The organism is Streptomyces sp. NBC_00414 (assembly GCF_036038375.1).
Taxonomy (GTDB): Bacteria; Actinomycetota; Actinomycetes; order Streptomycetales; family Streptomycetaceae; genus Streptomyces.
On the sequence record NZ_CP107935.1, the window covers coordinates 837,582 to 850,561 of the forward strand.

Genomic DNA, 12,980 nt, shown 5'->3' on the forward strand with positions numbered 1-12,980 from the left:
CCGGGCGGGTGCGGTGAGCGGCACGGAACGCCTCCGGAGAAGCTGCCGACTGTCCGGCAGTCTCACCTAGTGTCGACAGAAAGTAAACAGAGGTGCGGATATGCGCAGCCCAGCACCCATGATCAATGCATTAGTGTCGACAGACAATGGCGAGCGATGCTTGAATGGCACGCAGCCAGACCCGTTCCCGTACGTTTCCGGAGGGATCCATGGACAAGCCGGCCGTCTTCACCGACGAGGAGATCACCCGCTTCCGTGCGGAACTGGCCGACAAGCGCTCGCCGGGCGCGTACGAACCGGGCCGCTGGTCGGTGAGTCCGCTCACCCGCCGTCCCGACGTACGGGGTCCGATGCCCGGGTCGGTGCGGCTGCGGGACGCCACGTTGCGATCGGTGGAGACGCTGCCCGGTGTCGTCGCGTCCACCGAGGCGAAGGAGGCGTATCTGCGCCGGCTCGCCGGGGCAGGGGTCCACGAGGTGGTCACGGCCGGTCTGGCCGGGCGTGACGACAACGCGCTGCGCGCCGAGGTCGAGGTCATCAAGGGCGAGAACCCCCACTGCCGGGCGGTGCTGCCCCTGCTGCGCAGCACCGCGGACATCGACCGCGCCGCCGACGCGGGCTACGACGCCGTGCAGATCTGGGTCCAGGGCCTCGGCGAGGCGTCGCTCATCTACAACCCGGCCGTCTACCAGCAGGCTTGGCGGGGCGAGGACTGGCGCAACCCCGCCACGCCCCACGGACGTGCCGACGTTCTCGCCCGTGCGATGCCCCTCGTCCGGCACGCCCGCTCCCGTGGACTCGGCGCCGTCGTACCGATGTTGATGGTCTCCTACCTCACCGACGAGATCCTCGACGAATCGGTCATCGCGCTGACGGGCGCGGGCGCGACCGAGCTGACCCTCTTCGACGGCCCCGGAGCCATGAGCCCCGAGGCGTACGCCCATCTGGTCGGCCGCACCAAGGAACTCGCCCCCGGTGTCGAGGTCGGCCTGCATCCGCACAACACGTTCGGACTGGCCGTGGCCTGCGCCGTCGCCGCCGTCCGGGCCGGCGCCGATGTCGTCGAACTGTCGGTCAACGGCTACTGCGGCGGCCCCGGCAACGCCGATCTGGCCGCCACCGCAATGGCCTTCGAGGCCCTGTACGGGGTGCACACCGGGATCAGGACCGAGCGCCTCACCGAACTGGCGCGCGCGGGCGAGGAGTTGACGGGCTATCACCTGGCCTGGAACCACCCGGTGACCGGCACCAGCGCCTTCTCCTGGGGCGGGATGGACCTCATCACCCAGGAGACCGCGGTCGATCCCCTGCTGCACAACTGCCTGGAGCCCGCTCTCGTCGGCAACGCGCGCAAGGTCCCCTTCACCCCCGACAGCGGCCCCTACACGCTCGCCGACAAACTCGCCGCGCTGGGTGTCGACACCACGGTCGCCCAGGTCGACGAGATCCTGCGCAGGGCCCGCGACGTCATGACGCGGGAGGCCAGACTGCTCACCGATACCGACCTCGCGGCACTCGCGCACGAGGTGGCCGAGGCGTCCCAGGTGGCCGAGGCACCCGGGCCGGCCGAGGCGCCTGCGGTGGTTGAGGCGCCTGAGGCCGCAGAGCCCCCGGCTCGTACGGAGCGATGACGATGCCCGCGACCCCGCCCGGCAGCCCCGCTCGGCTCCCCCTCCTGCACCCCGACCGCCTCTCCCCCGGCCAACGGCTCCTGTACGAGGAGATCACCGGCGGTCCACGCTCCGACGGCCCCCAGCTGTTCGCCCTCACCGACACCGAGGGACGCCTCAACGGCCCCTTCAACGCGATGCTGTTCAGCCCAGGACTGGGCCGCGACCTACAGGGCCTGGGCGCGGCGATCCGCTACCGCACGGACCTGTCGCCCCGGGTGCGCGAGACGGCCGTCCTCGTCGTGGCCGCCGTCTGGGACAGCGACTTCGAGCGGTACGCCCATGAACCACTGGCCAGGGCCGCCGGGCTCACCGAGGCGGACGTGCGCGCCCTGCGCGAGGGAGCCGATCCGGGTTTCACCGACCCGTTCGAACGCGCCGCGTGGTCGGCCACCCGTGCCCTCGCCACCTCCTCGGACCCGCTCGACGACGACTGGTACGCGGAAGCCCGCACGGCCCTGGGCGAGAGCGCCCTCTTCGAACTCTCCACGCTCGTCGGCTACTACGCCACGCTCGCCCTTCAACTACGCCTGTTCCGCGTGCCGGTACCGGATCCTTCCGGCGAACCGGCACCGCCAAAAGGGGAGTTCCGTCCGTCTACAGGGGAGTTCCGTCCGTGAAGGAGTTCCGTCCGTGAACAAGGTTCACCCGACCGCCGCCGAGGCGGTCCACGACATCTCCGACGGGTCGTCCCTCGCAGTCGGCGGGTTCGGTTTGAGCGGAGTTCCGGACGTGGTGATCGCCGCGCTGCACGAGCGGGGCACCACCGGACTGTCCGTCGTGTCCAACAACTGCGGTGTCGACGGCGCGGGGCTCGGCATCCTCCTCGCCGCCGGCCGCATCACCCGGGTGACCGGCTCGTACGTGGGCGAGAACAAGGAGTTCGCGAGGCAGTACCTCTCCGGCGAGCTGGAGGTCGAGCTGGTGCCCCAGGGCACGCTCGCCGAACGGCTGCGGGCCGGGGGCGCGGGCATCCCGGCGTTCTACACCCCGGCCGGTGTCGGCACCCAGGTCGCCGACGGCGGCCTGCCGTGGCGGTACGCGACCGACGGGTCGGTGGCCGTCTCCTCCCCCGTGAAGGAGACCCGGACCTTCGCCGGGCGGGCACACGTCCTCGAACACGGCATCACCACCGACTTCGCCCTCGTACGCGCCTGGCGCGGGGACGCCCACGGCAATCTGGTCTTCCGCAGGGCCGCCGCCAACTTCAACCCGCTGGCCGCCATGGCCGGCCGCGTCACCGTCGCGGAGGTGGAGGAACTCGTCGAGCCGGGAGACATCGCTCCCGACGAGGTGCACCTGCCCGGCGTGTTCGTCCAGCGGGTCGTGCCCCTGACCACTGAACAGGCCACCGCCAAAGGGATCGAGAAGAGGACGGTACGCGCCTGATGGCCTGGACCCGTGAGCAGATGGCGGCCCGTGCCGCCACTGAGCTGACCGACGGCTCGTACGTCAATCTGGGCATAGGGCTGCCCACGACGATCCCGGACCACCTGCCCCCGGACGTGCGGGTGACCCTGCACTCGGAGAACGGCGTCCTCGGCACCGGCCCGTACCCGTCCGAGGCGGAGGTGGACCCGGATCTCATCAATGCGGGCAAGGAGACGGTGACCGTCCTGCCCGGCGCCTCCTTCTTCGACTCGGCGCTGTCCTTCGGCATGATCAGGGGCGGTCACATCGACACCGCCGTCCTGGGTGCCATGCAGGTGTCCTCGGCGGGCGACCTGGCCAACTGGAGCATCCCGGGGAAAATGATCAAGGGGATGGGGGGTGCCATGGACCTGGTCCACGGCGCCCGCCGGGTGATCGTGCTGATGGAGCACACCGCCAAGGACGGAGCGCCGAAGCTCGTCGACGCGTGCACGCTGCCGCTCACCGGCCGCGCCTGCGTGCATCGCGTCATCACCGATCTGGGCGTCTTCGACATCACGCCGGAGGGGCTGGCCGTCGTCGAGCGGGCGCCCGGTGTGACGGCCCGGGAGGTCGCGGCGCGCACCGGAGCGCCGGTGCGGGGCTGACTCCTGACAACCGGGTTCCGTCGAGTTCCGTACGGGATGGGTTCCGAGACCGGTTCCGGGATGGGTTCCGGGCCCGGCGGTAGCATTCGCCACCATGGACATGCTCAGCGAGGTGGCGCGGGTGGGCGGCACATGACCCACCGCGTCACCCTCGTCTCGCCCGCCACGAGTGCGTCACTGCGTCAGGCGCGCTTCGACGACGGGGGTTCGATCGACGCCGGTGGGGAAGCGCGGGCCCGTGCCGCGGCCGGGTTCCTGCCTGTGGCCACCCGCGTCATTGCCTCCCCCTCCGTGCGTTGCCGGGAGACGGCGGCCGCGCTCGGTCTCGAAGCAGTTCGGACAGCGGAGTTGGCGGGTCTTGACGTGGGGCGCTGGCGGGGTCGTACCCTCGCCGAAGTCGGTGCCGTCGAGCCGGAGGCGGTGGGCCGATGGCTCGCGGACCCCGCGTCCGCGCCGCACGGCGGGGAGTCCGTTGAGGACATCCGCGGAAGGGTGGCGCGCTGGCTGGAGGCCTGCCGGGACTCGGGCGGCCGTACGCTCGCCGTGGTCGAGCCGGAAGTCGTGCGGGCCGCGGTGACGCATGTGCTGGGAGTGCCTTCCGCGGCTTTCTGGCGGCTCGATGTCCCGCCGCTGACGTCCACCACGATCAGCGGACGCAGCGGCCGGTGGAACCTACGCCTCGGGCAACCGCTCGACTCGGCCGGAGCAGCCGCGGACCGGTGAGTCAGGGCGAGTCGGGCCGACCGCCTCGCGGCTCCGGTCTCAGCGCGGGGCAGGTGTCGTCGTGCCCGTGGAGACAGTCGGGGGTTTCGGGTGGAGCAGTCGTTCGGCGAGTTCACCGAAGACGAGACCGAAGGCTCCCCACAGCGTGATCTGCATGGCGAGGGCGGAGAGCCTGAACCGCCACAGCAGGGCTGCCGGGAAGTCGCCGGGAACCTCGTTGACGGTGGGCAGGAACGCGTACGCCGACCCGATCACGACGACGAAGCCGAGGACGGCGACGACGGTGGCGTACCAGGTGCCCAGTCTCGGCGCGAGCCGCTTGCCGACGAGCACCGCCGCGACCGCGAGGAGCACGCTCAGCACCGTCATGAGGAGGTACAGGGTGGTCCGTTCGCCGATGGTGCCGGGGTCGCCGACCGCGGGTGGGTTGGCCGGGTACTTCAGGAACGGCACGACATAGACGGTGAGCAGTGCGACCCCCGAGAGCAGGAGTGCCGTGGCCCGGGGGCCGAAACGGCCGATACGGCCGAGGGCGAAGCAGTAGACGAGGGCGGTGATGCCGCCGAAGGCCACACCGTAGATCAGTACGCCGGTGGCGAGACCGGCGGTGGACTGCAGGCTGCGGGAGACCAGTTCGACCTCGTGCTCGTGGCCGGAGGCGCGGGCTTCCTCGAAGCCGATGGCACTGTCGACGTTCGGTTCACCGAGGAAGTAGGCGACGGCCAGGGCGAGCACGCCGGCGGCCAGGCCGGCGAGCATGCCCCGCACGAGCAGGTTTCTTACCGTTGCGGAGTTCATGGGTGTACGGCGTCCGTCGTCAGTGGCAGGGGAAGCCGAGCAGGTGGCGTGCGTCGTGCACCCACTCGTGGACGTTCTCGCCTGAGACGACGGAGGTGGCGCCCTGTTCGGCGCCGACGAAGTACAGCAGGACCAGCATCAGGATGCCGATGAACACCGCCCAGGGAGCGATGTCCTTCAGCGGCAGCTTGGCGGGCACGACGGTGGTCGTGGTCGGCGGGGCGGCATGCTGCGCCATGGAAGGGCCTCCTCCGGGAACTCGCGTCCCGTCTCGGTGGTGCGGATGACAACGGCCCCGGGTCTGACTCACGCCGCGCTCCCTTCAGGGGAGGCGCACCGTTCACAGTGGCGCGACCGTGCCGGATTCCCACCGGCTTCCGTGCTGCCGTCGTCGATATCAGAGTGACGGTACCCCTCGGCGGGTGCGTGCCCAAGACCGCCGGTGGGCAAGAACCCGCCGACGTCAGAGTCCGAGTCCGCTCTCCCGCCCACCCAGTGGCTCGAAGAAGCGTTCCACGTCGGTGCCGGTGACCTCGGCGAGGCCGGCCGGTGACCAGCGCGGGTCGCGGTCCTTGTCGATGACCTGGGCGCGGATGCCCTCGACCAGGTCGGGCATGGACAGGGCCGCGAGGGAGACCCGGTACTCCTGCTCAAGCACCTGCTCCAGAGAGCCGAGCCGCCGGGCGCGGCGCAGAGCGGCCAGGGTGACCTTCAGCGCGGTGGGCGACCTGGAGAGCAGGGTCTCCGCGGTCTCCTTCGCCGCCGGGTCACCGTGGTCGAGCAGCCGGCGGACGATCTCCTCGACCGTGTCGGCGGCGAAACAGGAGTCGATCCACTCCCGCCGACCGGCGAACTCCCCCTCCGGCGCGGGCCGCATGTGCCGGTCCAGCGCCTCCCGTACGGGCAGTTCGGCGAGGTCGTCGACGAGGCGCGCAAGCGCGTCGGACGGTACGTAGTGGTCGGCGAGCCCACACAGCACGGCGTCCCCCGCGCCGACCGCCGCGCCCGTCAGGGCGAGATACGTGCCCAGCTCGCCCGGCGCGCGGGACAGCAGGTAGGTGCCGCCGACGTCGGGCACGAAGCCGATGCCGGTCTCCGGCATGGCGATCCTGGACCGTTCGGTGACGACCCGGACGTCGCCGTGCGCGGAGACGCCGACGCCCCCGCCCATGACGATGCCGTCCATGACGGCGACGTAGGGCTTGGACCAGCGGGCGATACGGGCGTTGAGCCGGTACTCGTCGCGCCAGAACGCGGCCGAGGCGGTGCCGTCCCCGTCACGGGCGTCGTCGTGAATGGCGCGGATGTCGCCGCCCGCGCACAGGCCGCGCTCCCCCGCCCCGGTGATGACGACCGTCTCCACGGCCGGGTCGCGCTCCCACGCGGTGAGTGCCTCGTCGATGCGCCGCACCATGGCGTGGTTGAGGGCGTTGATGGCCCTGGGGCGGTTGAGGGTGATGTGGGCGGAGCGGCCGGCCGTGTGCAGCAGGACGGGCTCTTCACTGCCGGTCATCCGCACACCTCCGTCGGGCCGCGGGTCACGAGGACGTGCATGGTCTCGTCGGTTCCTTCCAGGATCCGGTGGGCGCGCGGGCCGGGATCCGCTGGACGCACGGGGCAGGACCCGTCGGTCGCCCAGGTCACACGCGATCTTCTCAATGCCGCCCGCGGGCCGGACGGTCCGGGGCAGCGCGACGGCCCCGGGACTCTTCGAGAGTCCCGGGGCCGTCGCGTCGTTCAGAGCTGGTCCGGCTCAGATGTGCGGGCCGCCGCTGCCGTAGTAGGTGCCCAGATCGTCGCGGTAGCCCTGGTCGCCCAGGTGCTTGTCGCGGTCGAACTCCGGAGCATCCTTGATCTGCTGCTTGGTGCGGTCCACGACGATCTTCTGCTCACCCTGGTCGATGCTGACGACCGTGCTGGCGGGGAGCAGAACCTCCTTGCCGAAGATCCACACACCGGTGTCGACCACCAGGTAAGCGTCACCGACCTCGTCGGAGTGCTTGTCGACCTTACCGATACTGCCGTCCGTGGCCTCGACCTTGTAACCCGTAAGGTCTACGCCCGCGAGACGGCCCGCGGTCGACTTGTAACCCCATACATTTTCAGTCACGCGAAAACAACTCCTCCGGTAAACAGAGGACAGCGGGGATCCCCCACTTGTCCTCCCTTTTTCCGTACGTCGTGCACAGCGATTTTCGATAACCACTGACTTTGCTGCGAGTGCCCCGCACCCAGAGCTTCACGCACCCGATTCGAGCCGGGATTCCCTGCGGCTCCCCGGAGGGCGGAACGCTCTTGCGCCGACGCCGGACATCCGTCCGGGCACTCGCCGCCAGACACAGTCTGAACTGGGCCGATGTGTGGTCGGCTACCAGCGGTACCAGCGACCGCTGCCACCCTTCGGGCGGGCGACGAAGCCGATCAGCCACAGGACCAGTACGACGATCGCGACCCACCACAGAATTTTCAGCGCGAAACCCGCGCCAAAGAGGATCAGGGCCAGCAAGAGAACAAGAAGCAGGGGAATCATGTTTGTTAACCTCCGAAACACCGTGTGCCCGGTTGATCTCTGTCCACACACACGAATTCACGAGACACCCACATTTACCTGTGGGCACATGAGTCCCGCGGCACCGCTCAGTTCCCTCGCGGCCCGACTCAGTCGTGGGCGCCGACGAGTCCCACCCGGTGGGCCAGCACGACCGCCTGGACCCGGTCGCGCAGATCGAGTTTGGTCAGGATGCGCGACACATACGTCTTGACGGTCTCGCGGCTGATGACCATCCGGTCCGCAATCTCGGTGTTGGACAGGCCCTCGGCGATCAGTTTCAGCACTTCCGTCTCGCGCGGTGCCAGGGCGGCCAACGCCTGTGCAGCGGGGTGCCGTTGGGGTCGGCGGAGCCGGTCGGCGAACTTGCCGACGAGTTGCCGCGTGACGGCGGGTGCCAGCAGTGACTCTCCCGCGGCGACCGTCCGGATGCCGTTCACCAGGTCGCGCGGGGGTGAGTCCTTGAGTAGGAAGCCGCTCGCGCCGGCCCGCAGCGCCTCGTACACGTACTCGTCGAGGTTGAAGGTGGTGACCACCAGGATCTTCATCGGTTCGACGACGCCGGGGCCGGCGAGCAGCCGGGTCGCCTCGATGCCGTCCAGCAGGGGCATGCGAATGTCCATCACCACGACGTCCGGGCGCAGCCGTCGCGCGGTCTCCACCGCCGTGCGGCCGTCCCCGGCCTCCCCCACGACCTCGATGTCCGGCTGTGCCGTGAAGATGGTGACGTAACCGGTCCTCACGAGTTCCTGGTCGTCGCAGACCAGGACCCTGATCGGTGCCGGGGAACCGAGCCCGGTCATGCCTCTCCCCCGTGTACCGCGGCTCCCCCATGTACTGCGGCTTCCTCGTTGCCCGATGTTCCCTCGTGTCCCGGGTCTCCCTCGTGTCCCGGCGAGGGTATGCGGGCGTGGACGCTGAAGCCGCCGTCCGGCCGGGCTCCGGCCAGGAGTTCACCGCCGAACACGCTCACCCGCTCGCGCAGCCCGATCAGGCCGTGCCCGCCGCCCCTGCCCAGCGGCTTGCGCCGCTGGGCGCTCGCTGTGGCGGGCGTCCCCTCCGTGGTCACCTCGACCTCCACCTCGTGGCGGCCGTAGTGGACCTGGACGAGTGTCCGGTGGCCCGGGGCGTGCTTGAGCGCGTTGGTCAGCGCTTCCTGCACCACGCGGTACGCGGCCAGGTCCACCGCCGTGGCGGGCTCCCGCCGCTCGCCCCGCTCCGCCAGCTCCACGGGCTGTCCGGCGGTCCGGGTCTGTTCGACCAGGTCGCTCAGCCTGCCCGGCTCCGGCGTACGGTCCGCCGCGGTCGCCGTGCTTCCGGGCCCGCCGGTCGCCGTGTCCTCGGACGTGCCACCGGACGCCTTGAGTACACCCAGGAGGTGCTGGAGGTCGGTGAGCGCGTGCCGCCCGGAGTCGCTGATCGCGCCGAGCCCGGTCTCCACCCGCTCGGGCGCGTCGGCGAGCAGGAACTGGGCCGCGTCCGCCTGGACCACCATGGCGGTGACGTGGTGCGTCACCACGTCGTGCAACTCCCTTGCGATACGGGCCCGTTCGCGCGCCATCGCCGCCTCCACGCTAAGCCGTCGCCGGTCCGCCTCCCCTTCCTGCCGCGCCCGTACCGTCCTGCCCACGGCCCAGCACACCACCAGGATCACGTACATGAGGACGAAGTCGGGCACACCCTGGGGCGACCCCCTGTGGTGCAGCCCGAGCGCGAACAGCGCGAACGCCGTGGTCGTGACGGCGACCGCGAGGGCGCGGCGCACGCCCTCGGCGCGGCTTCCGTGGGCTCCCATGCTGTAGAGCGCGACATACAGGCCCAGGCTCGCGCAGGTCTGCGGATAGCCGACCAGTTGATGAACGGCGAACGCGGCCGCGACCAGCGCGAGGCACACACCGGGCCACCGGCGCCGGATCACCAGGGGCAGCCAGAGAGCGGCCGTCACCAGGACGCCCGGCAGGCCGGACGAGTGTTCCGGCAGGTCACCGAACTGTGCGCCGATCGGGGCCGTCACGGGTGCGAACACCACCGGGGCGAGCAGCACGGTGAACACCGCGTCCCGGCTCACCACGCCCAGCGCACCCCAGCGCGCCGCGAGAACAGGCGTGTTCTTCCTCAGAGTTGACCCCGCTGATCCGAGCACAGGCAGAGCCTAGCCTCCCGCCGGCCCCCGGTTGATCCGGCCTCGGAGCCTTACTCGAACAGTGCGGTGATCAGGGCGATGTCATCGTCCTTGTTCTGCCCGAAACGCGCGAGGAGCAGGTCGCTCATCTCCTCCAGATCGGTCGGCCCGTCCGCCACGGCCTCGCGGAACTCGGAGAGTGTGGCGTCCAGGTGCGCGGCCCGTACCTCGACGAGACCGTCCGTCACCATGAGCAGACGGGTGCCGGGCGGGGCGTCCACCACGGTGGGCGGCGGATGCGGGAGACCCAGGCCGATCAGCGGACCGTGGGGGTCGTGGAACCGCGGCCCCTTCTCCGGGTCGATCACCAGGGGCGGGATGTGGCCCGCGTTGGCTATGTGCAGTCGGCGTTCGTCCAGTTCGACCAGTACGAGGCAGAGCGTGACGGTGAGGCCGGGCTGGGACTGGCCCAGCAGCGTTTCCAGGCGGTCCAGTATGTGGTGCGGGGCGTGCCCTTCGACGGCGTAGGCCCGCAGCGCGTGGCGCACCTCGCCCATGACGGTCGCGGCCGTCACCGAGTGCCCGACGACGTCCCCGATGGCGAGCAGCAGGCCGTTGACCGTCTGCACCGCTTCGTAGAAGTCTCCCCCGATCTCCGCGTGTTCGGAGGCCGGGAGGTAGCGGAAGGCCAGCTGGACACCCGGGACGGTCGGCAGTTCCTTGGGCAGGAAGGAACGTTGCAGCGCCAGGCCCAGGGCGTGCTCCTCGTTGTAGGTCCGCAGGGCTTCGAGGGCCAGGGCGCTCGCGTTGGCCAGTTGCTGCAGGAGCTGCTCGTCGTCGGCGCTCCGCAGGGCGTCCGCGGGGACGGCCAGGCAGACAGGGGGACGGCCGCGCTTGGTGCGGGACACCGCGAGTGCGACGTCGCCGCAGAGGTGGTCGCCCGGCAGCATGGCCCGCCACTGTCCGTGCGGGACACGGACGATCGTGACGCCGGTGTCCTGGTTCAGGCTCTGGGCCGCCAGCTGCTTGAGCAGGCCCGGATGTGCGGGATGGATCCGTACGGGGCCCCGCGGGTCGTCGGTCATGCTGTGGACGGCCTGCGTCTGGGGCGAGAGGAACACCGCGCTGGCCGGGCTGTCCAGGACGGCGGCCGCGCCGCCGGTGGCCGCCGACGCGAAGGAGTGGAAGCCGACGGCACTGTAGACGTCCAGTGTCGCCTGGTTCAGCGCTATGAGGCGTTGCGCGAGCTTTTCGGCGCGCTGCCGGGCTCTGGCGTAGCGCAGGGTGGCGGTGACGGTGGCGAGGAGCTCGCCGGGGTCGATGGGCTGGTCGAGGTAGGCGTCCGCTCCCCGTCTCAGCCCTTCCGCGTGGTCGTCGGGGGTGATGGCGGCGGCGGAGATCTGGATGATCGGCAGATGAGCGGTGCGCGGGTTGCTCTTGACCCGCTCGCTGACCTCGAACCCGCTCATGTCGGGGAGCCGGACGTCGATGATCGCGATGTCCGGGAGCTCGCCCGGTTCGCTGTGCAGCCGGGCGAGGCCCTGTTCTCCCGTACCGGCGCTGATGACGCAGTGCCCCGCGCGCTGCAGCCAGCTGGTGAGGACGTAGAGGTTCGTCTCGTTGTCGTCGACGACCAGGACGGTCGCGGGCAGACGCTCCTGGGCACTGTCGGTCACGGCCCGGCCTTTCGGTTCTGCGATCGCTGCGTGTACTCGTGGCCGAGATCCGGCAGGCGGACCTCCACACGAGTGCCGACACCCACGGTACTGGTGAGGGTCAGGGAGCCCCCGAGCAGTTCGGCGAGCGTACGGGCGTAGGGCAGGCCCAGGCCGGTGCCCGGCCTGCCGCTCTGGTGAGGGCCGCGGACCTGGTAGAACGCCTCGAAGACCCGGCCGAGCTCTTCGGGCGGGATGCCGATCCCCGTGTCCGTGACGGTGAACAGCACGGCGGGGGCCGAGGGTTCGGGGTCGACCTCGATGTCGAGGCGCACCTCGCCCCGCTCGGTGAACTTGAGGGCGTTGGAGACGAGGTTGCGCAGGATGCGGACCAGCAGCGTCTCGTCGGTCACCAGGGACGGCTGCTGTTCGGCCCGAGGCGTGACGAGGGTCACCCGGTCGTGGCCGTGGCTGCTGAGGATGAGGCCCCTGAGGTGGGCGACCAGCAGACGCAGATCCACCGGTTCCGTATGGATGTCGAGGTGACCCGCCTCGGCCTTCGCGACGTCCAGCAGGTCGCTCACGAGGGACAGGAGCGTATGACCGGACGAACCGATGAGTTCGACCTGTTCCCGCTGCTCGTTGCTGAGAGCGGGGGAACTGGGGGCCAGCAGCAGGGTGGACAGGGCCACCACGGAGTTGACCGGGGTACGCAGTTCGTGGCTGATGTTCGTCCAGAACCGGGTCTTGGCCTCGCTCGCCTCCTGCAGCTGGTGGCGCTTGTCCTCCAGTTCGGTGTGCAGCGCGAGAACACCGCTGTTGGTGGCCTCCAGTTCCTGCGTCAGCTCGGTGTAGAGCGCGAGGACACCGCGGTTGGTCTCCTCCAGCTCTTCGTTGAGCCGGCGCAGTTCCTCCCGCTGGGCGCGGGTCTCCTCCAGGGTGGCGATGAGGTCGCGCGTCTGGGCGCGGAGGTCGTCCGCCTCGGTCGACCGGGTGCCGCCCTTGAGGACTTCCGCCAGGCGGGCGTGCCGCTCGGCCGTGCTCACGCCTTCCGCGGCGAACGGCTGCGTGACGACGATGCGGCCGCCTGCCCGGCCCATCTCGTGGTCGACCCGTACGAGCTTCGCGGCCAGGTCGAGCGTCTCCTTCGCCGGGGGCCGACCGCCGCTCCAGGTGAAGGTGACGAGGAGGGACGTCGACCTGCCGGGCGGTGCCAGGCTGAAGGAGACCTCCAGCCCGCGGCAGCCGAGCCGGTCCCGACCCAGTTCGCTCAGCGCGGTCGCCAGCCGGACCTGGTCCTGCCGGTCCAGCGACACCGCTGCCGCCGCCTGCTGAGCACTTCGCCGCAGACCGAACACGTCCTGGGCGGAGGACAGGACGAACGACGCCACCGGGTCGGCGGACCTGGCGGCGGGCGGATGGTCGTCGTGGGGCGTGCCACCGCGA

14 protein-coding genes are annotated in these 12,980 nt (G+C 70.6%); 5 read left to right on the forward strand and 9 right to left on the reverse strand.

Going from position 1 to position 12,980, the window contains the following annotated elements; genetic code table 11:
• Positions 1 to 209 precede the first annotated feature (209 nt).
• The 5 genes from OHS59_RS03680 (at position 210) to OHS59_RS03700 (ending at position 4,411) form a co-directional block, all read left to right on the forward strand.
• A complete protein-coding gene (locus tag OHS59_RS03680; RefSeq protein ID WP_328491933.1) occupies positions 210 to 1,631 on the forward strand; it encodes a hypothetical protein in 1,422 nt (473 codons plus the stop codon).
• Positions 1,632 to 1,633: 2 nt separating this feature from the next.
• On the forward strand, positions 1,634 to 2,290 hold the full coding sequence (locus OHS59_RS03685; RefSeq protein ID WP_328491934.1) for a carboxymuconolactone decarboxylase family protein: 657 nt from the start codon (positions 1,634 to 1,636) through the stop codon (positions 2,288 to 2,290).
• Positions 2,291 to 2,303: 13 nt separating this feature from the next.
• Entirely contained in the window at positions 2,304 to 3,059 is a 756-nt protein-coding gene (locus tag OHS59_RS03690) for a CoA transferase subunit A (RefSeq protein ID WP_328491935.1), read from the forward strand.
• Positions 3,059 to 3,688, forward strand: coding sequence for a CoA transferase subunit B (locus OHS59_RS03695; protein ID WP_328491936.1), 630 nt, complete (start codon positions 3,059 to 3,061; stop codon positions 3,686 to 3,688). Before OHS59_RS03690 ends, OHS59_RS03695 begins: the two co-directional genes overlap by 1 nt.
• Positions 3,689 to 3,820: 132 nt before the next feature.
• Entirely contained in the window at positions 3,821 to 4,411 is a 591-nt protein-coding gene (locus OHS59_RS03700; RefSeq protein WP_328491937.1) for a histidine phosphatase family protein, read from the forward strand.
• Positions 4,412 to 4,450: 39 nt separating this feature from the next.
• Here OHS59_RS03700 and OHS59_RS03705 read toward each other — a convergent pair whose 3' ends face one another.
• The 9 genes from OHS59_RS03705 to OHS59_RS03745 form a co-directional block, all read right to left on the reverse strand.
• Positions 4,451 to 5,209, reverse strand: a complete 759-nt coding sequence (locus tag OHS59_RS03705) for a CbtA family protein (RefSeq protein WP_328491938.1) — start codon at positions 5,207 to 5,209, stop codon at positions 4,451 to 4,453.
• Positions 5,210 to 5,228: 19 nt separating this feature from the next.
• The gene (locus tag OHS59_RS03710) at positions 5,229 to 5,447 is read right to left on the reverse strand and encodes a CbtB domain-containing protein (protein ID WP_328491939.1); all 219 of its coding nucleotides are present in this window, start codon (positions 5,445 to 5,447) and stop codon (positions 5,229 to 5,231) included.
• Positions 5,448 to 5,672: 225 nt separating this feature from the next.
• Positions 5,673 to 6,722 (reverse strand): enoyl-CoA hydratase/isomerase family protein, encoded by a 1,050-nt coding sequence (locus tag OHS59_RS03715; protein WP_328491940.1) that lies wholly within the window; start codon positions 6,720 to 6,722, stop codon positions 5,673 to 5,675.
• 240 nt (positions 6,723 to 6,962) lie between these two features.
• Complete coding sequence (locus OHS59_RS03720) at positions 6,963 to 7,319, reverse strand: PRC-barrel domain containing protein (RefSeq protein WP_328491941.1); 357 nt, start codon at positions 7,317 to 7,319, stop codon at positions 6,963 to 6,965.
• A gap of 258 nt (positions 7,320 to 7,577) precedes the next feature.
• Entirely contained in the window at positions 7,578 to 7,739 is a 162-nt protein-coding gene (locus tag OHS59_RS03725) for a hydrophobic protein (RefSeq protein ID WP_210885851.1), read from the reverse strand.
• A gap of 128 nt (positions 7,740 to 7,867) precedes the next feature.
• Entirely contained in the window at positions 7,868 to 8,560 is a 693-nt protein-coding gene (locus OHS59_RS03730) for a response regulator transcription factor (RefSeq protein WP_328491942.1), read from the reverse strand.
• On the reverse strand, positions 8,557 to 9,900 hold the full coding sequence (locus tag OHS59_RS03735; protein ID WP_328491943.1) for a sensor histidine kinase: 1,344 nt from the start codon (positions 9,898 to 9,900) through the stop codon (positions 8,557 to 8,559). The genes OHS59_RS03730 and OHS59_RS03735 overlap by 4 nt, the downstream gene beginning before the upstream one ends.
• A gap of 50 nt (positions 9,901 to 9,950) precedes the next feature.
• Positions 9,951 to 11,555, reverse strand: coding sequence for a fused response regulator/phosphatase (locus OHS59_RS03740; RefSeq protein ID WP_328491944.1), 1,605 nt, complete (start codon positions 11,553 to 11,555; stop codon positions 9,951 to 9,953).
• The gene (locus tag OHS59_RS03745) at positions 11,552 to 12,925 is read right to left on the reverse strand and encodes a sensor histidine kinase (protein ID WP_328499040.1); all 1,374 of its coding nucleotides are present in this window, start codon (positions 12,923 to 12,925) and stop codon (positions 11,552 to 11,554) included. The genes OHS59_RS03740 and OHS59_RS03745 overlap by 4 nt, the downstream gene beginning before the upstream one ends.
• Between the last annotated feature and the right edge of the window lie 55 nt (positions 12,926 to 12,980).